The organism is Paenibacillus psychroresistens, from assembly GCF_009728935.1.
GTDB lineage: Bacteria > Bacillota > Bacilli > Paenibacillales > NBRC-103111 > Paenibacillus_AC > Paenibacillus_AC psychroresistens.
In genome coordinates this window covers 2,936,545-2,959,044 of sequence record NZ_CP034235.1, presented here as the reverse complement: position 1 = coordinate 2,959,044, position 22,500 = coordinate 2,936,545, and the positions used below count along the sequence as shown (strand labels likewise).

Below are 22,500 nucleotides of genomic sequence, written 5' to 3'. Positions count from 1 at the left end.
TTAAGGGTGTGAGCCTATTTCAGCAAAAAATGCTATAGTAGAATGGTTAATTAACTTGAAAACTTTAGGGAGTGTATGGCATGACTCATAATTTCGATCGTATTGTCCCCAGACAGAATACCCATTCTTATAAATGGGATCAATCCAAGAAGCTGTTTGGAAATGCTGATATTCTACCCTTGTGGGTAGCTGATATGGACTTTGAAAGCCCACCCGCTATCAAAAAAGCACTACAAGATAGAGCTGCTCAGGGTATTTATGGATATACCATTCGTCCAGAGAGCTATTTATCAGCCATTACATCATGGTTTGAACGTAGACACAAATGGCAAATAGACCCCGCTTGGATCACAGATTCTCCTGGGATTGTTACTTCACTCAGCCTAGCCGTAGAGCTATTCAGTGAACCGGGCAGCTCCGTAATCATTCAGTCACCTGTCTATTATCCCTTCTATGATGTAATCCGGATGAATGATCGGCAGATAGCGATAAATCCGCTTCTGCAGAATAATGGCAGATTTGAAATAGATTTTGATCATTTGGAAGCTTTAATGCGTGATGGCGCAAAGCTAATGTTATTCTGTAATCCGCACAATCCTGGAGGAAGGGTATGGGAACACGCAGAATTACAACGCTTAGGCGAACTAAGCCTGCAATATAATGTTTTGATCATTTCAGATGAAATTCATTGTGATTTGACCTTTCCAGGGCATCCCTTTATTCCATTTGCCTCCCTTTCCGAAGAGCTTGCCCAAAACTCATTAACCTTGCTAGCTCCATCCAAAACCTTTAATTTGCCAGGTCTGCAATCCTCCATTGTCGTGACCCCAAATAAAGAGCTGAAGAGAAAACTCGATTATCGCCTAAAAACACTAAGCTTACATATGACCAATTATTTTGTCCCCGATGCCATACAAGCTGCTTATAATGACAGCGATCTATGGTTAGATGAGCTGTTAGTTTATTTACGTGGCAATTTAACCTATGCATTAGAGTTTATAGCCAAAGAAATTCCGCAGATAAAGGCAATGACACCTGAGGGGACCTACTTGCTATGGATGGATTGTAGTGAGCTTAAATTAGATGTTGCAGAGCTTAAGAAGCTCATGTTTCAAAAAGCAGAGGTAGCTTTCAGTGAAGGCTCTGTCTTTGGCACAGAGGGTATAGGCTATTTGCGGATTAACTTCGCTTGTCCACGTTCTATATTAGAAGAGGCGCTTCAAAGATTCAGCCGTGCTGTTAGGGAAGAATAGCTCTTTAAGGAGATACGCAAAAAAGCTGGTCATTGGATGATCAGCTTTTTTGCGTTATTTTAAATTAACTTATTCGTGTTCTGCCCAGCTGTCTAAGTAGCTGACTTGCGCATCTGTCAATGTATCGATCCCCATACCCAATGATTCAAGCTTGAAGCGAGCAACCTGCTCATCCAATGCATAAGGAACTGTAACTACGGTTTTGCCCAAGGTTTTGTATTGGTCATTAACATATTTCAATGACATTGCTTGAAGCGCAAAGGTCATATCCATAATTTCTGCCGGATGTCCATCACCAGCAGCTAGATTGACTAAACGGCCTTCTGCGATAATATAAACTTTACGTCCATCCTTGAGCTGATATTCTTCAATGTTTTTGCGAACGGTTCTTTTGCCAGAGGACAATGCATCGAGATCAGGCTTATTCACTTCAACATCAAAATGCCCAGCGTTGGATAGAATAGCTCCATCCTTCATCACTTTATAGTGCTTGCTGCTAATTACATCTCTTGTACCTGTAACTGTAACGAAGAAGTCGCCTACTTTTGCGGCATCTTCCATTGTCATTACAGAAAAGCCATCCATATAAGCTTCAACAGCCTTAATCGCATTGATTTCTGTAACAATTACTTGCGCTCCAAGACCTTTGGCACGCATCGCTACACCTTTACCACACCAGCCATATCCTGCAACAACTACTGTTTTACCAGCGACAACTAAGTTGGTTGTACGGTTGATTCCATCCCATACAGATTGTCCAGTTCCATAACGATTATCGAATAAATATTTGCAAAATGCATCATTTACCGCAACCATTGGGAATTCCAATTGCCCTTGCTTCTCCATGGCTTTTAAGCGAAGTATACCTGTTGTCGTTTCTTCGGCACCACCACGCACCTTGGCCAACAAATCACGACGTTCCGAGTGAAGAATCGATACCAAATCTCCGCCATCATCAATGATTAAATCGGGTTCTGTTTCTAATGCTTTAATAAGTAATTCTTTATATTCTGCTGGACTTGGATTGTATTTAGCGAATACCGTAATCCCATCTTCAACTAAAGCTGCACATACATCATCCTGTGTGGATAGAGGATTGCTCCCCGTAATGGTAACTTCAGCCCCGCCTGCTTTAACGACTTTTGCTAAATAAGCTGTCTTAGCCTCTAAATGAAGGGAAATGGCTACCTTTAAACCTTTAAAAGGCTGTTCTTTTTCAAATTGAGCTTTAATCCGATTCAAAACAGGCATGTGGGCGTTGACCCAATCAATTTTCAAATGTCCCTCTGGTGCTAATGCGATATCCGTAATAATACTTTTTCCTTGTGTACTCAATGTAATCTTCCTCTCTAAATATATATTATTCTGTGTGAGCCTTCAGTCGTATAAGGCAGCTCCAATAATTGCTGCAGGAAGCTTTCACCGTATTTATTCAGATAACCTATTATATTATACACTCTTTCCTGAGGTTTGCCGAGTGGATATAAAGTTAACCTAATCCGATCCAGATGTCGAAGCGCAGCTTCGTATTGCACTAAATTGGCTTCAACTGCTTTTGCTTCAAGAAATTCCATTTGCTCGATAATCTTATGCATATTGGTTTCTCCGAGCTTTCGCAAACCAGGATTAATTCCAGCTAGGGTATCTACTATCGGACCGTATACCTGATTAAACTGCTGCTTTGCCTCTGTAAATCGTGCCGGCAAGCCTAGCTGATCCTGAGCAGTTAACCATTCCTGCTTCCAAAGCTCAAATTCTTCAACTACCGTCTCAAAGGATAAAGTAAACTTATCCATTTGCTTCGCTACAGTTCCTTCTATAAGAGTAAACTCCATTCGCGGGATAATAATCGGCATTTCCATGCCCAAAGCTTCAAAAGCCAGTCCGGTTAAGCCCCAATACGCAATTTCTCCAGGCCCAAGAACAGTTGCAAGCACAGGGAATAAGAATTCTTGCATTAAGGGCCGTGTCATCACATTATTGCTTAAGCGTTCTGGACAAGTCTCGGCCCAATGGTTCATCTCATCTACTGTAAAGCTGCGTTCTTTTTTCTTATCGTGATATTGATGACCATCCCACTGCAGTAAGACACGTTCACCTTGATCGGTAAAAACGAACAAATTAACATTATGAGGAGCAAGCTCGGATTGCGCTTTATAGCCTAAAGCTTCAACTCGATCTTTACCTTGGAGATAAGCTTGATTGATTATCTCATGCTTCTGTAATAATTGGGAAAACATTGGACCTTCTAATCCACGTATAGCGGGGTTATCGGAGTCCATAAGAATAAGGCCTTGTTCACGGAACAACCAAACAAAGATTCGTGCAAAGAAATCTACCAATGTGAGTGATTGTGCACCAATCTCACTTAGCTTATGGATTAAGCCCGCTTTAAATTCCGTATGCATCAGCGAATTGTCTAGCTGCTGTATAGCCTCTTCCCATTGCTGAATAGTTAATTTACTAACCGAACAACGTATTCCAGTAGGGTGATCAATTCTAATCTTGCTCACTTCGAGCTGCTGTGTCAGGGTAAACGTGTGGTTCACTTCATCAAAATCATGGTCTTCTCCAGCTAACCAAAAAACCGGAATAACCTTACGATTCAATAGCTTTTCAGCATGCTTGGCTGATTGAATTAACGTGATTGCTTTATAAATGACTAACAATGGGCCTGTAAACAAACCTGTTTGTTGTCCACCAACGACAGCAAGCGTGCTTGGGTCTTCCAGTGACTTAATATTCTCAATTGCTTCCGAAGTGTTGCCGATAATCTTATTATATTCAAGTAAAACCTTAACCAGCTCACTGCGATTAGCTGTAAACCGGTTGGATTGATCTAACCATTTAGCTCGCTTAGACCAATTAGCTTCAACAGAAGGATGATATGGAAAAATAGCTCGTGCTTTTTCTATATTATGTACATAGTCTTCTGCTAAAGCTTGGCTTTTAGACCAAGGATACTCTTCCACTCTCATGCTATGATTCCCTACTTTCTCGACTGAATGATAAATACTGTTAACGGGCAACATGCCACATTTCCATTCGAAGCTATACACGAGGAACCTCGCTTCAGTTGGAATGGAATAATTAATTGTTGCCCGTTACCAGTAATAAAGGCTTCTACTGATTGTATCCATCCTAGCCAAGTTAGTCAAAAAAAATGCCCGAATAATAAATATCGGGCATTCCTCAAATTGTAGCTTAATATAAATGACAAGCTGTATAATGTCCTGTTTCTACTTCTTTAAACGGTGGCATGGACTCTGCACATTCCTTCATAGCATGGGGACAGCGTGTACGGAATGGACAACCGCTTGGTGGGTTAAGCGGGCTTGGAACCTCACCTTGCAGAATGACCCGCACCCGTTTCTTTTGAACGTCTGGATCCGGTATAGGAATCGCAGAAAGCAACGATTGCGTATAGGGATGTAATGGCTTGGCATTAAGCTTCTCAGAAGTAGTAACTTCAACCATTTTACCTAAATACATTACACCGATACGATCCGAAATATGTCTCACCATAGCCAAATCATGCGCAATGAATAAATAAGTAAGGCCACGGTCCTTCTGCAGCTTCTTAAACAAATTTACGACCTGCGCCTGCACAGAAACGTCCAAAGCTGAAATCGGCTCATCCGCAATAATAAACTGCGGTTCAATCGCGAGTGCACGAGCAATCCCTACACGTTGTCGTTGACCACCTGAGAATTCATGAGGAAAACGTCCTGCATGCTCTTCATTTAGTCCAACATCATTCAACAATTGGCTAACTCGGTCGCTGCGTTGCTTACCTGTATATAGCTTGTGGATATCAATGCCTTCAGCAATAATCTTCCCGATAGTCATACGCGGATCCAAAGATGCGTAAGGATCTTGAAAAACCATTTGCATATTACGATTATATTGAAGCTTGTTTTTAGCATTCAGCTTATGAATATTCTCGCCATTAAATAGCACTTCGCCACTAGTCGCTTCATATAATCGAATAATGGTACGTCCTGCAGTTGATTTTCCGCAGCCTGATTCGCCAACGAGCCCAAAGGTCTCACCGCGATTAATCGCAAAGCTGAGATCATCTACCGCCTTAAGGACACGTCCACCGCCTAAATGAAAATGCTTCTTTAGCTTTTTAACTTCTAGAATTGGTTTATCAGCCATTTGCTCTACCTCCAACTTCAATCGGACGTTCAACCTTTGGAGCATCCTCATGCAATAGCCAGCATGCTGCACTTTGTGTTTCTGAAACAATAAAATGTTCCGGATCCTGTTCCTTGCATATTTGCATAGCATAAGGACATCTTGCTGCAAAAGCGCAGCCAGTCGGAGGCGCGAATAAATCAGGAGGAGTCCCAGGAATCGGCACAAGCTCATCATGCCTATTACTATCTAAGCGCGGAACAGAACGAAGCAGCCCCCAGGTATAAGGATGCTTGGGATTATAAAAAATTTCATCTAAACTACCTTGCTCTACAACCTTGCCTGCATACATTACAATAATGCGTTGTGCAATCTCAGCAACTACTCCAAGATCATGAGTAATTAAGATAATAGAGGTTTCTGTCTTCTTTTGAATTTGGCGAAGCAAGTCAATAATTTGCGCTTGAATCGTTACGTCCAATGCCGTCGTAGGCTCATCTGCTATAAGCAGCTTTGGATTACAGGCAAGTGCAATAGCAATCATTACACGCTGCCGCATTCCACCTGAAAGCTCATGTGGATATTGATGAAGGCGTTCTTCCGGGTTTGACATGCCCACAAGCGCCAAAATCTCAGCCGCACGAACCAAAGCTTCTTTTCTGCTCATTCCTTGATGCTTGATGATACCTTCAGTGATTTGTGAGCCGACAGTCATAGTGGGATTCAAAGATGTCATAGGATCTTGGAAAATCATCCCCATCTCTGCTCCACGAATTTTCTCCATCTGACCTTCAGAAAGCTTGGTAATTTCATGCTTGCCATCAAATAAAATCGATCCTGATTTAATAAAGCTCGGTGGTGTTGGTATTAAACGCATGAGGGTTTGAGCTGTAACGGATTTGCCACAGCCAGATTCTCCAACGATAGCCAACACTTCACCTTTATTTAATGTAAAGGAGACCCCACGAACAGCCTTAACTTCACCAACATACATTTTAAATGATACCTGCAAATTCTTCACTTCAAGGATGGGCTTGCTCATTCATCTCACCTCCTTACTTTCTCATCTTAGGATCGAGAGCGTCACGAAGGCCGTCTCCCAAAAGATTAAAGCTTAATAAAATAAAACTAAACATAACTGCTGGAAACAATAAGCGATGCGGTTGATATCTCATATAATGAGCTCCATCATTTAACAGGTTACCTAATGATGCTAAAGGAGGTCGAATCCCCAATCCAATAAAGCTTAAAAAGGCCTCAACAAAAATTGCTGTAGGCACAACAAAGGTAATCTGTACAATAATAACACCCAAAACATTAGGAATTAAATGCTTAAATATAATTCGCCAAGGACTTGCTCCAAGTGTACGAGCAGCCAAAACAAACTCCTGTTCTTTGAGAACAAGCATTTGACCACGTACCAAGCGAGCCATTGTAACCCAGCCTGTAATGGCATAAGCGATGATAATTGATTTTATTCCGGGCCCTAAGGTCATCATTAATAGAATCGTCAAAAGCAGAAAAGGGATTGAATAAACAACTTCAATAACACGCTGCATAATGCTATCTACTCGTCCGCCATAATAAGCAGCAATCCCACCGTAAATAACTCCAATAACTAAATCAATAAGCGCTGCTGCTATACCGATGAATAATGATATGCGAGTGCCCCACCAAACACGAACCCATAGGTCCCGTCCAAAATCATCTGTTCCAAAAAAATGGGTAGCTGAAGGTTTTAAATTAATCTCTTTTAGGTGCTGTGTTTCGTAATCGTAGCTCGATACTAAAGGAGCCACAATCGCCAAAATTATTATTATTACTAATACAACCAAGCCCATCATAGCGAGCTTATTTTTCTTCAGACGGCGCCAAGCATCCTCCCAATAGTTAAGAGAAGGTCGGACTATGGCTTCCAGATCTGTTGTTTTTGCAGCAGGTTGAAATTTTTCTTTTGAAATGGATTGCATTTTCTACCTCCCCTTTCCTAATCGAATGCGTGGATCAATAAAGCTGTAGGCAATATCGGTCAAGAACAAGACGAAGATCAAGATACTTGCATAAAAAATCGTTAATCCTGTGATCATTGTATAGTCGTTTGAAACGATTGAGGTTACAAATTGTGTGCCTAATCCAGGTATAGCGAAAATACTTTCTACAACCAGTGTACCCGTAAGAACATTAACGGCAATAGGGCCAATTATCGTTACAACAGGTAAAATAGCATTTCGAATCATATGCTTCCAAACAACTGCAGTCGTTCGCAGTCCTTTTGATTTTGCTGTTTTAATATAATCCTGACTGGCTATATCCAACATTGAGGCACGCATCATTCTCGCGAGAATGGCAATAGTCCCAAAAGACAGAGCTATAGCGGGCAATACCCAATACTTTGGACCATGCCATAAACCTGGAGGCAACCATTTCAACTTTACCCCAATAAAATAAGAAAGTAGAGGTCCCACTACAAAGGAAGGTATCGATATTCCAATGATAGCTATAAACATGGCTGAATAATCGCCAAACTTGTTATGTTTAAGAGCTGCAATAATGCCGAGCAGCAATCCAACAATCATTGAAAAGCAAAGCGAGATAATGCCCAATTTAAATGAGGCAGGGAATGCCGACTTAATTACTTCCACAACTGTTCTTGTTGGGAATTGATAGGAGACCCCTAAATCACCTTGGATGACATGACCCATATATTTAAGGTATTGTTGCCATTCTGGCTTATCTAACCCATATTGCACCCGCAGAATTTCTAAATTCTCAGGTTGTAATTTAGCAGCCGCATCGCCAAAGGGATCTCCCGGTAAGATTTTCATTAAAAGAAACGTTATGGTAACGATAAGCCACAAGGTAATTATCATAAAAAGAAAACGGCGTAAAGTGTACCAAACCAACATAATCACCTCCCAAGAGAAATAAGTTTAGACAAACGAATTTGCAGTAGTCACATGAAAGGAGCCGTTCCACTAACTAACAGAACGACTCCTTCATTCAAACATTATTCTAGTCTGCTAAAGATAATTATTTAATTGTTGTCCATTTCAATTCAAAGTCAGGACCGTATGGAGGCAAGATCAAGCCTTCTACAGTTGGTCTAACTACGAATGCGGATGAACGGAAGTAAAGCGGCATAACTGCTGCTTCGTCCATTAGAATTTTTTCTGCATCAGCAAGCTGTTTAGCACGGGAAACAACATCAGTATTAGCTATTGCGCCTTTTACTAATTCATCATACTTAGCATTGGACCAATCTTGAGTATTGAAAGAACCGCCTGTCAAAAACATATCTAACCAAGTCATCGGATCATTATAATCCGCGCCCCATAGTGAAGATACGATTGTGTAATCCTTTTTCAATTCGCGGTCAAGACGGTTTTTATGTGGCATTGGTTCAGCTGTTACATCAACACCTAAATTTGTTTTCCATTGTGAGATTAAGAATTCTAACAATTTCTTTCCTGTTTCGGTATCATCGCCAATAACACTTAACTTAGGCAATGCTGCAACTCCTGCTTCTTTAAGACCCTCAGCAAGCAATGTTTTGGCTTTAGCTGCATCGAATGGTACTTCTGTATCTCCTACTACCTTACGGAATTCTGCATTGTTGCCATCTGCTGAACCATTTGGAACATATCCTGTTGAAGCAACAGAACCGTTCATAAGTACTGTATCCACGATCCCTTGGCGATCAACAGCCATGGTCAAGGCTTGACGAACTTTTAAGTTCTTGAATGCAGGTACTTTAGTTTGTTGAAAATTCAAGTAACCTGTTACAAGCTCACTTTTAATTTTTAAATCTTTCTTTTCTTTATATGCCGTGATTTGGTCACCTTTGATATCGGTGTAATCAACTGCATCTGTTTCATATAGGTTTAAACCAGTATTAGAATCTTTAACGATATTAATTGTGACTTTATCTAATTTAACATTAGCTGCGTCCCAATATTTATCATTTTTCTCAAGTACCAATGTTTGGTCATGATCCCATTTAGTAAGCTTAAATGGTCCTGCTCCCAATACTTTATCTGCATCTGCACCGCTCTTATCGCCTTGTGCTTTAACAAACTCTTCCTTTTGTGGATAGAAGTTTAAGAATGCAAGGGAACCTGTAAAGTAAGCAATTGGTCTTTCCAAAGTAATAACCAAAGTCTTCTCATCTTTTGCAACAGCGCCTAATGCTTTTTTAGCTGTCTCAACTGCTTCTGGCGTTTTAGCTGAAAGGATATCGTTACCACCTTTGATCCATGCAACCATAAAAGCATAAGAAGCTTTTGTAGCTGGATCTAAAGTTCTTTGGAAAGAGTAAACAAAATCCTTAGCTGTTACTGGCGTACCATCTGCCCATGTAATTCCATCACGCAAAGTAATCGTGTAAGTCAAACCATCAGTAGATATTTCTGGCTCCTTAGCAGCAAGTGCCGGCTCTGGCTTCATATCCTTGTCCAAACGGTACAAGCCTTCGCTAATAGCCCCTAAGAATGTAAACGAAGCTGAGCTTTCTGCGATGGAAACATCCAAAGCGGGAGGATCAGCACGATAATTCATTTTAAGTTCCTTTGGTCCTGTTGACTCTGGTGCAGCGCTTGCTGCAACTGTTTCTCCTGGTGAAGCTGGTGCTGCTGATTCGCTTGTCTCACTTTTACTGCTGCAACCATACAACGAAGTACCCACTAGTGCAGCTACAATCGCTGTTGTCATGCCTTTCTTGAAATTCATACATTTGCCTCCCCAAATTTTGTTGTGACAGAAGTTTGCGCATACGCTTGCACCAATGTTCACGAATTTACTTGAACATATGTTCACAACATCGTTTGCAATATTTCACTACTGCCCATTCAACGATTATACATCCAAATATCCATAAAATCCATACATTTAATTTAACATTATTTACAGTTACAATAATCCATTACATTTAATGTAATATAAATATCATTAATTTGGATAAATTTTCATAATGATGTTATGAAATATAACATGAGTTTTATGATTCTCAGCTTGTTATATATAACCCAGTATAGTTAGTTTGAATCAAAACCAATTTTTTAATACCAATTCATGCAAATAAATGCATTTTTAGCAGCTTCTTCTCAGAAAATAAAAAAATCGCACTCCGCTTGACCAAAAAGGTTAAGGGAATACGATCTAAATATTTGTCTTTAAACGAATTTAGGACTATTATCCATTTTTCTCATCGAATACAGAATTCCTTGAAGATTTAAGCACAATATCCATAGCGAGTGATAATTCTCGATAAACGTCTGTCTCCACCTGAGAACGCAACTGTGTTTTTGCGAGCATCTCTCCTTGTGATGTAGCCACATATTTGGATGGAAGCTTATTAAGCGTAATCGCCAAAATATCACTTTGATTTTTTTCATCTATTTCCGCTGCTCGATTATTATGATTCATTAATTCCTTCAAACAATTCTTCACAATATCTTCCATTAAGTTATGTACTTCCATGAATGAAACCCCCTACAAATTTGTTAGTTTTTCTTACACTAAGCTTATTAGCAATAATACTACGTAAAAGAATGATAATACAACAAACCCAATTCTCGAGATAATTTTTAAAATCCTTGGAAAATGGATAAAACCTCTTAAATCATTTTGCTGCCTGCCAATAAAGCCAGTGATCAGCAAAAGGAGTAATAGCATGAACCAAAAACCAAACCAGGAATTAAAAAGCTTATTCATCTGCATCGCTACAGTACCTAACAACAAGATTGTTGTGATATCAATTGCCAAGCGTGTAGTCTTCTTCTTGTCTTTTTTTATGAAATAAATGATGAACCAAATCACGAGAAAGGATAAATGAGGAATATAAGCTAAAGCTTTATAAATATTCTCTATAAAAGTAATAAAACCGATTTGGATCACCTGCTTTCTAAATGTTTAATCATCTTATAAAAGGCTTGATGCGTAGGCAATGCCAATTTATATTGGTTCGCATACTGGATTAACGCACCATTAATCCAATCTATCTCCGTGGTTCTCCCTTCCAATATATCCTTCAACATGGAAGATTGATTCTCAGCCGTTTTCTCACATACATGTATCAGTTGCTCCCACAGATTATCTGCGATTGTAATATTAGCAGCCCTGGCCACCAAGCAGCCTTCTTCAAAAAGCACCGACATTAGATCCTTAATATACAAAGACTCAAGCAATGCGCCGTTTTTAATTTGGAGAATAGCAGTCAGCGGATTAATTACAGCATTGATTAAAAGCTTGTTCCAAATGTTGCTAATTATTTTTTTCGACAAAAATACGTTAAATCCTGCTTCTATCAACATAGTTTGCAGGATTATTTCAGCTTCATCCCATTCTACACTATCTGAAGACATATTTTCTAAACGCCCAATCCAAGTTGTTCCGTGCCCCGAATGTCTAAAAGAAGCAGCAGATAACTTCAATGCACCTTCCGTTGTTATGGCTGCATATAAGCGATCATTTGAGAAATGTTGCTTTAAAAGCTCCATATGCCCTATCCCGTTTTGAAAGCAGACAATTCGAGTTGTCGGAGTAACTAATAGAAGCAGTTGCTGTAATAAGGCAGCTGTAATATCTTTCTGCTTCACCATTAAAAATAACCAATCCACTGGCTCCAATAACTCAGCAGCCCCTGTAATAGTATGCATGGAAAATGCATCAACTGAATAAACAATCTCCTCCTGGGAAGAGACTGCTAGTATACCTTTTGCTGTCAGTAAATCACTTTGCTCTTGTGTATGAGTAATTAAATCTACTATAGCAGCTGTTGCAGCAATTTTACTCGCAAATAACAAGCCTAGCGCTCCCGCCCCAACTATTCTGATCCGCACGGGATGCACCTCATTCTCTCTTTTTTTCAATATAGCATATTTACACATAAAAAAGACCTTTGCCATTAAAGGCAAAGATCAACTTGCAGCTTAAGATTCAATTCTTTCTAAATTACCGTTAGCATCCATTTTAAAACGAGACTTGTTTTCTTCATCCTCTTCTACCAAAAAAGCCAGCTTGCGGGCTCGATCCATGATTTGGATGAGTGCTTTGTAGTCGTCATTCACCACGCGATAATCCGTTTCTACTACATTATATTGCTTGTTCAAACGATCGTTTTCTTTTTTAATTCGATCCATTTGTTCTTGCGTTTCATGCAGTTCTTTCTCGAGATTTCTCGTATGCCGGGTCATATCTTGATAAGTTAATTTCCACTGCCGCAAGAAGCGAATAACGGCTTCAATGGATATAGTTTCATCTGTCATCCCCTCTATTCGATCGATCCTCTCGTTTCTTTCGTTTCTTGAGTGTACTAAGTCCGAAATATCCATAGTGGAAACAGAAGAAATGGTGCTCATTCCTTGAAGGGATGAAACGGTCTGTCTTTTCAATTGGTTGCGCTTTTGGCGCTGTGCCTTAGCAATTTGTATGGCAGGTTCATACTTTTTACGAACATAACTATTCCAACGAAAGCCGCAAGCGGCAGATGTCCTACCAATTCTTTCACCCACCTCTTCAAAAGCCGATAGCTGAGTGCCCCCTTCACGAATATGCCGCAAGGTCACCTCTGCTAAGATTAAATCATCATCATCGCTCCACGCATCTTGCCTAACTGCTGACATCGTCATACCTCCCGACCTGAATGAATAACGTTTTGTTACCGTTATCTTATCTTTATGCCCATAATAGAGTTCATAGAATCTATTTGATACTATTTGGTATATCCATTTTTTACGAAGTCCATACATGATTTCGAATGAAAAGGTTATAATAGAAGTAAAAGCGGTAAAACTGATACTTTCTAATATTTAGAAAAGTTTTAGATTTGGACACAGCTTTTTCGTTTACAGTCCAGATTCCAAAAGGTATAATGAAGTCAGTTAATTGACCGTAGTAAAGAGAGGGGGATTTCAACGTGGCACGCATGTTTCGCGTTCTTGGCTTTTGGACACTTGTAATCGGCCTTATGGCAATTGCCGGTGATCTAATACCGATGGCTTTTATTTTCTTTTTCCAGACTGCTCTATTCGTAGTATTAGGTTATATGAATTTGTCTGAGCGTACGTATATATTAATGTTTTGGGGTTATATGGTCCTTTCTTTTACAGGATTTACATACTGGTCCTTCTTCAAAATGCCTATATAAACAGTCACTTCAAACAGAATATAACCAAGGAAAAACGCTCCGTCTTTTCAGACGGAGCGTTTTTTATCGTTTAGTTAGATGAAGCACTTTAAATAGCTCGCTCATTTGATCACCAAGCAGAAGCTGGCGAATCGCTCGGTTTCTTTTGGCTACTGGACCAAAGGGATCGCGAGAATTATCATTTTGCAGCAGCTCCAGAATACCCTCCTGTACAAGAAATTCTTTCTGAGTCAGAAGCTTTGACTCTTGGATACCCGCTTTTGAACCCGATTGAATACATGCAGAGAAGTTGATATGAGCCGTTATATCCTGCTCTCCCACATGAATATAAGGGTTATCATATGCTTGATGATCTTTATAGCACAGCAAAGTACCATGCATACGATGAGTTGCATAAATTTCACTGGCGATATCACCATAATCAATGGTAATTAAATGACCAGCCTCAAGCCAGTTAGCTGTTTCAGCAAGCCATTCGTCTGCTGCCAGATTGATCTCTGCGGTTTGTCCTTCATGCAGCACAATATTATCTCTTTTCAAGTAAGCCAATAGCTGAACATTCTCACAAGGCAGCTCACATTCATAAAAAAGCTGTTTTGCTTCATCCCAGCCAACAAACAATTCATATAACAGATCAGCTTTATAACGAACACGATGAACAGGAAATGCATCTAATAATTCATTAGAGAAAATATAAGTATCCGTTCGCTTCCCCTGTTCCTTCCATTGCTCCGGAGACCAGAAGCTAATCACGTCCAGATGCTGTTGCAGATTCACCTTTTGTAGTTCACGGTGATATTCACTTCGCTCAATCTCTATAAAATGCAATCGTCGATAAAATTCCGAAAAATCAACCTGGAGCTTATGCAAAATCTGCTGGGCAAGCTGTCCATTGCCTCCCCCCCACTCGACTATTTCATACGATTCGCTTGTATTTTCAGTAAGCTTTTTCACCATATGACAGGCTAAAATTTCACCGAGCAAGCTGCCAATCGAAGAACTTGTATAAAAATCGCCTTTTTTGCCTACTTTAGAGCGTGTACCCGTGTAATAACCAAGCTCTGGAGCATACAAACAAAGCTCCATAAATTGGCGAAACGAAATTGCTTTAACATCACTTTGTTCTATTTCTCGACGAATCAGCTGTACCAACTCTTCATTAGACTCCATTGTTCCCACTATTGACACTCCTTGAGTATTTTCTGAAAATGCTTCCCATTCCCTAAAGACAAATGCATACAGAACCGTTATAATTGAGTGTGCTTCAACAACTACAAAGGAGATCCTACATTTATGTATAAAACCAAATTGACTTTATCTGTTTTAATGCTCGGTGTTTTGCTTACAGGCTGCAAAGAAGAACCAACACACTACAAGGAAGCTGCCCAAGCTTCTATAACTAAACAAGCTGAGATGAAAAACTACGTTTTTGCTGGAAATGCCGATATAGATCTAGGCAATATCATCCCTCAAACCAAGGATAGCAATGCGATAACCTCAAATTTATTGGGTATTTTGCAGAACAGCCGCATAGAATTTAAAGGGGTTGCCAATACGCAGCCTGTGCAGCTTGAGGTCGATCTTAAAGCTACACCTGCTCTACTAGGAACCGCATTAGACCTGCCAATTATCCTCAAGGATAACAAACTCTATATGAACATTCCAGTCTTGAGCCAAAAAGATGAATATTTTGCCATAGATTTAACTAAGCTCGGAACCGCGACGGATTCCAAAAGTGCATTGTCACCTGATAGCTTGAAAAACGTTTCACAAATTTCCTCGACAATTTCCAAGCTAATCATGGATGATATGCAGGAAGATTGGTTCCAGAAATCCGCAGACGAAATTACATTGCCCGACGGTAGTAAGGCTACTTCACTAACTGTAACAGTAAATGATAAGAATAAAGCGGCAATCTCCACTGTCTTTCAGTCCAAGCTTCCCAAAATAATCAGCACTTTACAAACAAGTGGAATTCTATCCAAGGATCAAGCGGATAAACTGAATCAAACTAATTTCCAATCCGTGCTTATTGAAATGCCCAGCTCCATAGTGTTAATTACTGATATCGAAGGCTTTATTCGTGAACAGCAAATTAATTTAAGCTTTTCGATTAAGGATGCAGCAGGAGCAACTGCCACTCATCATTTGAATCTCAAACAAACTTATGATCAAATTAATAAAAATCCAGCCTTTACAAAGCCAATTCCTAGCAAAATAAAGCCCTTTGAAGACATTCTAAAGCTAGTGGCTCCTAAAAAGTAAATTTTTTCAAGGAGAAAGTATGATTAGACTGCTGCGTACATGTACGATCCTTTATATTTGTTTATTCTTATTCGTTTATTCTTCTGCGCAGGCTTTAGCCGACCCCACCTTAGATGAAACCAAAGAACTGCTTAAAAAAAGCTTAACTATCGTGCAATTGGATCAAGAAATTGGACGTTTGTCGGTACAGGATACAGCGGTTAGCAAACAAATTGAAACGACCCAAGTGGAATTAGTTGAACAAGATCAACAAGTAACTGATACCCGTGAGCATGCAGGTAAAGTTTTGCGAGCTTATTATATGGGCGAGCGGGAATCGATCTGGACCTTGCTGTTTACGGCTAAATCCTTTGCAGATGCGCTAGCTCTTTACGATTATTTAAGTATGATTATCTCTAATGACCATAGGTTATTAGATAATTATGCTGGAGCCTTAACAGACTTAAAAACACTGCAGAACCAATTGGTCCAAACTCAAACCCAGCTCCGTCAAGTAAAGGCAGCTTTTATCGAACAGCGCGATCGTAATATAGCCCTGCAAAAAGAAGTGGATGCCAAAATTCAACAAATCCCTAAAGAAGAAGCAGCGATTATCTTAGTAAAAATTGAAGATCTTAAAACTACTTTTAAAAAGAAGGTCGTTCCGCTCTTCGAGAAATATTTTAAAGGAATCTCTGAGGTCATGCCGGTTTTTGTTAACCATGCCCTGAAAGAAGAGCGAGCAAAATATATTAAGGGAACTACCTTTGTGGTGAGCGATCAAGACTTCACCCAATTCTTCCGCAGCCAGAATAAGCTATTTGAAAACCTCACTTTTCAATTCAAAGATGGCATGTATAGTGTGGTTGGTAAAGATGGCGATATTCAAGCTTCCATTAAAGGCCATTATACGGTTGAGGAGAAACCAAATCGCCTGCAATTCCATGTAGATGAGTTGGGCTACAACGATCATCTTGGAGAAGCAGGCTCAACGGAGAATATTCTCGATGAAACAACAAGGCGTTTTATGGAGGAGCAATTTGATCTTAGTCTTTCTGTGCAGGATCATTCCCAAGGATTATTGCAGGCTGTTGAAGTAACAACCGAGGACGGCCTATTAACTTTGAAGATGAAGGTTACACTTACGGTGAAAGATAACTAAAGCTGCTCTTATTTTCTATCCAAAGTTTTGCGCTGCTCTCTAAGAAACTGCTGAAGTTTTGCTTCCCTTGCCAAACCTGATTCCATTCATTCTTGAAGGTGCTTATTTTCTTATTCGTCTCGGGCTCAACTGGAAGTGCTTTGCCATGATTAATTAGCCAACTGTACGAATTAGAATTCGCATCATTAGAGATGGGTGTTGCTAGGTAAGCCGTTGGGATGGAGCGTAATAGCTTAGCTTCGTCCCAAACAATTAGATCGGTTCCAACCGATGTCATTTCCTTAATCCAGTTTATTGCCAGAATTTCATTTTTGGATCGAGATGAAATGGCGTAGCTTCTTCCTTTTAGAAGCCCATTGTTTATCGTTTCATAGGTTGCCAAGCTGTTTGTTTTGAGTGCAGCCAGCTCAATATAGCTGCTCTCGTGCTCTTTATATTCAGAAACAGTTGTAACCATTGCTGCTATTGTTCCTAATCTAAGCAATATCCACGGATCCGTATTGGCTGAAAATGCTGGATAATTCTGTTTAAGCAGCGCTGCATTATAGATTTCTTCTTGAGGAACGAAAAAGCTTTCAATTTTTTTGATGATAAGCGGATCCCTCAAGCTCGTTAAATAGCTAGTTTGAGAGGGTTCATCTGTAAATGAAGATAGCACAGATAGAATAGCGTAAGGGTCAGTTGGATTTATGTATATCCCGAACTTACCGAGCTCCGGATGCATTAATGTTTTATTCCAGGCTATCCATTCTTCTGCGGATTCAGGAGCATGCTGCCATTTGTTTTCTTTGGCTATATCTTTATTCCAAACTAGTATGTAGGGATCAACATCCTTAGGTATTGCCCACATATAACCATTCCATTTCACTTGATTCATTAAAGTCATTATCCCTTTAGACTGTTGTTCACCAGTAAAAAACTCGTCTATTGGACGCAGAAACCCAAGCGCAGCAAACTCATTTACCCAAAGGTTGTCCATTAGCATTAAGTCAGGAGCGTCCCCCATTTGGTTCGCCTTTTTTAATTCAGAATAACCATCCGGTATATTTTTCAATTCAACATGTATATCTTCATTATTTTTTGTATATTCATCTGATTGCTTCTGTAACAAGGCAAACTCCGCTGGCTGCATCGAAACGGTAACCTTCAATGTTTGGCTTTCCAATATGGAAGTGGTATCGTTATTCTTACCTACACCTGTTACTACTTTATCTGTTATTGTCTTTTCGGGCTGTTGAACGGATTTGGTACATTGCGACAAGAGAATGATTGAAAGTCCAAATATGATAAAAAGCATAAGTAAGCTTCGTTTTCTGGTCAAGGCTGAATACTCCTTTGCGCATTTCATTTATAGCTTAATCATAACAAATATATGGAGTGCAATGCCAATTTTTATTTGATGTTGAAATTGCAATTTAAGAAAGGAAAGTTAATTATGGTTAAAATTGGTTTAATGCTGGACATGCCGGAAGGCAAGCTTCCTGGGTTTTACGCTCAGATTGTAAAAGGGTTAGCACAGCGTGTAAGCTTATTTGATCGCGATAAGGAATTGTTAGTGCTCAATACCATAGAGGAACGTGATGCGGTGCTAGAGCTCTTAGAACACTATCATATACCATCAGAAGAAATGCAATTACTGCTTATCCCTTCCGATAGTTATCTGTTCCCTGCATTCTCTGATTATGGTTTTACAAGTCGTGCAGAGCGACATTATCTTTATGCTCACTTGGTAAGCACGTTTCGCTTTTCAGTTATTCAGAACGCTCAATCCAACCCAGAAAATGCTTTGTTGCAAATGGAAGAACACTTATTAGCACGTTTCCTAGATGATAATATTCTTAACTTTGTGGTAGATCTACAATTTATCGAATTAATTGAAAGAATTGCAATTGCATATGGATGTTCGGTAGAGTTTGATCTGCCAAGATAAAAGGCTAGCCTCCGATCCGATTAGGACCGTGATGGCTAGCCTTTATTAATAATTACAATAAATCTGCAGCTAGCTGAGCCAGGTTAGAACGTTCTCCACGCTCGAGTGTTATATGGCCGCTGATGGATTCATTCTTAAACCGTTCCACTACATAAGTGAGTCCATTGCTTGAAGCATCTAGATAAGGATGATCAATTTGATCTGGGTCGCCAACGAGAATAATTTTACTGCCTTCACCAACTCGCGAGACAATCGTTTTCACTTCATGCCTCGATAGGTTTTGAGCTTCATCAATGATGATAAACTGACCTGGAATGGATCGCCCTCTTATATAGGTCAGCGCCTCAACTTCAATGCTGCCCATCCCTGCAAGGATCTTCTCAATATCTCCTGTTTTTTTAGTATCGAATAAGAATTCAAGGTTATCAAATATCGGTTGCATCCAAGGACGCAGCTTCTCGTTCTTCTCACCTGGCAAATACCCAATATCCTTCCCCATAGGGACAACAGGTCGGGCAATTAACATCTTCTTATATTTATGCTCATCTTCAATTTTCATTAATCCAGCAGCAAGTGCAAGCAATGTTTTCCCCGTTCCTGCCTTGCCTGTTAAAGTAACCAATGGAATTTCATCATTCAAAAGTAATTCCAATGCCATTCGCTGCTGCACATTACGAGCACCAATCCCCCATATAGGATCATTGCTGAGAAACAAAGGCTCTAATCTTTTGCCATCTGCATTTACTTTCAACAAAGCTGATTTCGAAGTGCCCAATTCATCCTTCAGAATAACAAATTCATGAGGATGTAATTTATAGCTTAATTGCAGACTGCTTACGCTAAGAAATCTGTACGAATAGAATTCATCTATAATGGCAGGATGAGTTAATAGGGTCAAGCAGCCGGCATACATATCGGTCAGTGATACAATGCGATCTGATAAATAATCCTGAGCTGTCAAACCAAGCACATCCGCTTTAATACGCACCAATGTGTCCTTACTGACAACAATCACAGGCTTAGGATCTGTCTTTCCCATCTCTTCATGAGCGTAGTTTAAAGCAACCGCTATAATTCGATTATCATTGCTCATATCAGCAAAGGTTTCTTGCATTTTCTCAAAGCTGCGATGATTCAATTCAACCTTAAGTGTTCCACCATTTTCTAATAGTACGCCATCATGAAGCTTGCCTTGCGCCCGAAAACCATCTAATAAACGTGAGACAAACCGTGCATTTCGCCCAATTTCATCAGCGAGTCTTTTTTTAGAATCAATTTCTTCCAGAACTATAGCAGGAATAATCACGTCATTATCTTCAAAAGCAAACACCGCATTAGGATCCTGCAACAATACGTTTGTGTCTAAGACAAATATTTTTTTCATTTAGAGTCCCTCCCAAATTTGGTTTGCGGCTATTAAGATGCATAGTGTAGATGAGTTAGGACAAAATACCGCTAAGAATCAATAAGAAGAAAGGACAGTGCAAATGCGAACCCTCCTTACTATTATCATTGGCTTGCTTGTATTTACTGGATGCAGTCGCGTGGCCCACAACGGGGCAACACCTCAGCAAAACCAATCACCAAATGGTAAAATCCGTGCTCAACAAACCGTCCCCGAGAACAACAATAAACTCCAGTCCCAACAAATTGTAAAGCATCTTGAGCAGCTAGCCAGTTCGATTCCAAATGTACAGCACGCTCATTGTGTAATTCTGGGTAAAACGGCCATCGTCGGTATTGATGTCAAAGAAGATTTACCCCGTTCACGTGTAGACAATATTAAATATTCTGTAGCTGAAGCTTTACGTAAAGATCCTCACGGTGTTAACGCCGTTGTTACTGCGGACATGGACTTGGATCGACGCATAAGCAATATTCGACAAGAGATAATGAAGGGTAGACCTATTGCTGGATTTGCCGATGAATTGGGTAAAATTATTGGCAGAATCATGCCTCAGCTTCCTAAAGACATTAATGCTAAAACCTACACACCACCAAACACAAATCATGCAAAGTAAGCAAAAAGCCTAGTTGCGCGAGCAAACCTAGGCTTTTTTCATGGCATCAAAAACCTGACCGTCCAGCTTTTCTGCCGCCCGTTTATCATAGGTTTTCTCATATTCAGGTGTAACAGATATTCGCGAACCATAGAACATAGCGTCACGAACCGCGCTGATTGTAATATCGACGCAAGCAAGCTTGAAAGGTACTGCCTCAAGTGCATCAACAATGATGCGGGCAGAGCCATAAATCGCATAAACGCTTCCGTCCGCAAAAACAGTCACGTTAACCAATTCATTATTGCGAATATTGGTAACTAGTCGTGAGCGTTGATCAATAGCAAAACGCAATGTGTTCGGCTCAGTGGCATACAACCAGGAAACTGCTGATGTACTTGGCGCCCCAGTTTCAGCATCAATTGTACTGAGTAAAGCGATAATTTCATTCTGTAATGCGGTGAATAAAGGCTCTGATAATCCTGTTAACGTTTCGGCCATCCATGAACCTCCCTCGGAAGTAGATAAACTGACTAATTACTTTTTACTAATAACGGGCAACAAATGACCGTTAACAACTTAAGTATAACATAGTCTGATTGCTTCAACCAATGTCATTCGCATTAATTGTACTTCGGGTTTGAATTAATATCCGTTAATAATTGCTCTGCACGTTCACGATCAAATAATTGCTTTTTGCTCTCACCATCGACTGTATATTTAATATAGAGCTTGGTTTCCTCTTCCACCACAACTTCAATTTCAGAGAGATGATGATCTTCTGTCAATATAATATCAAAAAAATCCAAGGTCTCTTTAGCTGCACCATCATCAGGACGGGCATCCGAAACAATCTTCATTTGCAACCAATTAAATAGTGCATCCTGCAGTACCATTAGTATTCTTCCTCTCGAATTATAATAACTTCCATACCGGCTGCAAGCCAATTATTCATCTGAGCAAGCCAAAGCTGTTGGGATGTAGTCCAGAGTTCTTCATCCGCAGCACCTGCTTCTACAAGCGCAAGCTGACTTTGTTCAATCTTTAACAGCCGTTCCAGAAAATTATCCGCACAATGCGATAATTCGTAGGGCATCCCGTCAAAGACAATGTCCTCGGCTTCCGCCAAGGACAAGGTGAGTTCATCGCCATCTATTCCACAGCTATCATCTAAGCTGTCATTTAATAATAAATTTGCTTTAAAAAGCGGTAATAACCAAGGATGAACAGCATCCAAAGCTTGTCGAAACAGTGCTAGCTCTGTTACTGGCAAGCATTTGAAACGGTCAGCTCCCAAAATTAAAGGCTCTTTACTTATTAAAGGCGTTAACCAAAAATGTGCCATAGGCTCACCTTTTCTGTCTTTTCTCAAAGAAATAACGTATTCGAACCATGAACATCAATAGAATAGCTACTGTTAGACTGTAGACAATAGGTAACTCAAGCAATAGCTGGAAGGAAGCCAAGATCATGGCTCCCACTCCAATTACTAGATAAATAATTAACTCTTTAAGGATTGGCAATTTGCGAACCTTAAATACCTTGGTATAAACATAAGCCATAAAAACATAAATGATAAAATAAGTCACCACATAATGCACGTTGAGCCATTCAGTTATGGCAGCCAT

At 39.9% G+C, this 22,500-nt stretch carries 24 protein-coding genes; 6 read left to right on the top strand and 18 right to left on the bottom strand.

Translation table 11 applies throughout. The features are described 5' to 3' along the window. The first annotated feature begins 80 nt into the window (after positions 1–80). The gene (locus EHS13_RS13275) at positions 81–1,253 is read left to right on the top strand and encodes a MalY/PatB family protein (RefSeq protein WP_155700803.1); all 1,173 of its coding nucleotides are present in this window, start codon (positions 81–83) and stop codon (positions 1,251–1,253) included. A gap of 69 nt (positions 1,254–1,322) precedes the next feature. On the opposite strand, the gene EHS13_RS13270 is transcribed toward EHS13_RS13275, so the two are convergent. The 11 genes from EHS13_RS13270 to EHS13_RS13220 all read right to left on the bottom strand — a co-directional run bounded on the left by EHS13_RS13270 (position 1,323) and on the right by EHS13_RS13220 (position 13,012). Beyond that, positions 1,323–2,588, bottom strand: a complete 1,266-nt coding sequence (locus tag EHS13_RS13270) for an adenosylhomocysteinase (RefSeq protein ID WP_155700802.1) — start codon at positions 2,586–2,588, stop codon at positions 1,323–1,325. 14 nt (positions 2,589–2,602) lie between these two features. Next, positions 2,603–4,231, bottom strand: coding sequence for a bacillithiol biosynthesis cysteine-adding enzyme BshC (bshC, locus tag EHS13_RS13265; protein WP_155700801.1), 1,629 nt, complete (start codon positions 4,229–4,231; stop codon positions 2,603–2,605). Positions 4,232–4,457: 226 nt separating this feature from the next. Next, complete coding sequence (locus EHS13_RS13260; protein WP_155700800.1) at positions 4,458–5,414, bottom strand: ABC transporter ATP-binding protein; 957 nt, start codon at positions 5,412–5,414, stop codon at positions 4,458–4,460. Further along, positions 5,407–6,435, bottom strand: a complete 1,029-nt coding sequence (locus EHS13_RS13255) for an ABC transporter ATP-binding protein (RefSeq protein ID WP_155700799.1) — start codon at positions 6,433–6,435, stop codon at positions 5,407–5,409. Before EHS13_RS13255 ends, EHS13_RS13260 begins: the two co-directional genes overlap by 8 nt. A 13-nt stretch (positions 6,436–6,448) precedes the next feature. Beyond that, on the bottom strand, positions 6,449–7,363 hold the full coding sequence (locus EHS13_RS13250; RefSeq protein ID WP_155700798.1) for an ABC transporter permease: 915 nt from the start codon (positions 7,361–7,363) through the stop codon (positions 6,449–6,451). Between the two features lie 3 nt (positions 7,364–7,366). Continuing rightward, positions 7,367–8,296, bottom strand: a complete 930-nt coding sequence (locus EHS13_RS13245; protein WP_155705344.1) for an ABC transporter permease — start codon at positions 8,294–8,296, stop codon at positions 7,367–7,369. A gap of 127 nt (positions 8,297–8,423) precedes the next feature. Next, the gene (locus EHS13_RS13240) at positions 8,424–10,118 is read right to left on the bottom strand and encodes a peptide ABC transporter substrate-binding protein (protein WP_155700797.1); all 1,695 of its coding nucleotides are present in this window, start codon (positions 10,116–10,118) and stop codon (positions 8,424–8,426) included. A gap of 462 nt (positions 10,119–10,580) precedes the next feature. Beyond that, a complete protein-coding gene (locus EHS13_RS13235; RefSeq protein WP_155700796.1) occupies positions 10,581–10,868 on the bottom strand; it encodes a late competence development ComFB family protein in 288 nt (95 codons plus the stop codon). Between the two features lie 33 nt (positions 10,869–10,901). After that, positions 10,902–11,285 (bottom strand): DUF3397 family protein, encoded by a 384-nt coding sequence (locus EHS13_RS13230; protein ID WP_155700795.1) that lies wholly within the window; start codon positions 11,283–11,285, stop codon positions 10,902–10,904. Continuing rightward, positions 11,282–12,259, bottom strand: coding sequence for a ketopantoate reductase family protein (locus EHS13_RS13225; protein WP_227013927.1), 978 nt, complete (start codon positions 12,257–12,259; stop codon positions 11,282–11,284). Before EHS13_RS13225 ends, EHS13_RS13230 begins: the two co-directional genes overlap by 4 nt. Positions 12,260–12,319: 60 nt before the next feature. Beyond that, a complete protein-coding gene (locus EHS13_RS13220; RefSeq protein ID WP_155700793.1) occupies positions 12,320–13,012 on the bottom strand; it encodes an RsfA family transcriptional regulator in 693 nt (230 codons plus the stop codon). Positions 13,013–13,305: 293 nt separating this feature from the next. Between EHS13_RS13220 and EHS13_RS13215 the strand changes: the two genes are divergently transcribed. Beyond that, positions 13,306–13,536 carry a DUF2626 domain-containing protein gene (locus EHS13_RS13215; protein ID WP_155700792.1) on the top strand — a complete coding sequence of 77 codons (231 nt, stop codon included), beginning with the start codon at positions 13,306–13,308 and terminating at the stop codon, positions 13,534–13,536. Between the two features lie 63 nt (positions 13,537–13,599). On the opposite strand, the gene EHS13_RS13210 is transcribed toward EHS13_RS13215, so the two are convergent. Continuing rightward, positions 13,600–14,706, bottom strand: coding sequence for a class I SAM-dependent methyltransferase (locus tag EHS13_RS13210; protein WP_227014021.1), 1,107 nt, complete (start codon positions 14,704–14,706; stop codon positions 13,600–13,602). Between the two features lie 123 nt (positions 14,707–14,829). Between EHS13_RS13210 and EHS13_RS13205 the strand changes: the two genes are divergently transcribed. Continuing rightward, positions 14,830–15,801 (top strand): hypothetical protein, encoded by a 972-nt coding sequence (locus EHS13_RS13205; RefSeq protein WP_155700790.1) that lies wholly within the window; start codon positions 14,830–14,832, stop codon positions 15,799–15,801. Between the two features lie 19 nt (positions 15,802–15,820). Further along, complete coding sequence (locus EHS13_RS13200) at positions 15,821–16,942, top strand: coiled-coil domain-containing protein (protein WP_155700789.1); 1,122 nt, start codon at positions 15,821–15,823, stop codon at positions 16,940–16,942. On the opposite strand, the gene EHS13_RS13195 is transcribed toward EHS13_RS13200, so the two are convergent. Then, positions 16,923–18,263 (bottom strand): sugar ABC transporter substrate-binding protein, encoded by a 1,341-nt coding sequence (locus EHS13_RS13195; protein ID WP_162463097.1) that lies wholly within the window; start codon positions 18,261–18,263, stop codon positions 16,923–16,925. The genes EHS13_RS13200 and EHS13_RS13195 overlap by 20 nt on opposite strands. Positions 18,264–18,377: 114 nt before the next feature. On the opposite strand from EHS13_RS13195, the gene EHS13_RS13190 reads away from it, so the two are divergent. After that, a complete protein-coding gene (locus tag EHS13_RS13190; protein ID WP_155700787.1) occupies positions 18,378–18,872 on the top strand; it encodes a hypothetical protein in 495 nt (164 codons plus the stop codon). A gap of 52 nt (positions 18,873–18,924) precedes the next feature. Here EHS13_RS13190 and EHS13_RS13185 read toward each other — a convergent pair whose 3' ends face one another. Continuing rightward, positions 18,925–20,256, bottom strand: coding sequence for a PhoH family protein (locus EHS13_RS13185; protein WP_155700786.1), 1,332 nt, complete (start codon positions 20,254–20,256; stop codon positions 18,925–18,927). Between the two features lie 103 nt (positions 20,257–20,359). Here EHS13_RS13185 and EHS13_RS13180 point away from each other — a divergent pair, with 103 nt between their 5' ends. Then, entirely contained in the window at positions 20,360–20,893 is a 534-nt protein-coding gene (locus tag EHS13_RS13180) for a YhcN/YlaJ family sporulation lipoprotein (RefSeq protein ID WP_155705343.1), read from the top strand. Between the two features lie 27 nt (positions 20,894–20,920). On the opposite strand, the gene EHS13_RS13175 is transcribed toward EHS13_RS13180, so the two are convergent. The 4 genes from EHS13_RS13175 to EHS13_RS13160 form a co-directional block, all read right to left on the bottom strand. After that, a complete protein-coding gene (locus tag EHS13_RS13175; protein ID WP_155700785.1) occupies positions 20,921–21,373 on the bottom strand; it encodes a pyridoxamine 5'-phosphate oxidase family protein in 453 nt (150 codons plus the stop codon). A 122-nt stretch (positions 21,374–21,495) separates the two neighbouring features. Next, positions 21,496–21,768, bottom strand: a complete 273-nt coding sequence (locus EHS13_RS13170) for a hypothetical protein (RefSeq protein WP_155700784.1) — start codon at positions 21,766–21,768, stop codon at positions 21,496–21,498. After that, positions 21,768–22,217, bottom strand: coding sequence for a hypothetical protein (locus tag EHS13_RS13165; protein ID WP_155700783.1), 450 nt, complete (start codon positions 22,215–22,217; stop codon positions 21,768–21,770). Before EHS13_RS13165 ends, EHS13_RS13170 begins: the two co-directional genes overlap by 1 nt. Positions 22,218–22,221: 4 nt before the next feature. Then, positions 22,222–22,500, bottom strand: coding sequence for a YlaH-like family protein (locus tag EHS13_RS13160; RefSeq protein WP_227013926.1), 279 nt, complete (start codon positions 22,498–22,500; stop codon positions 22,222–22,224).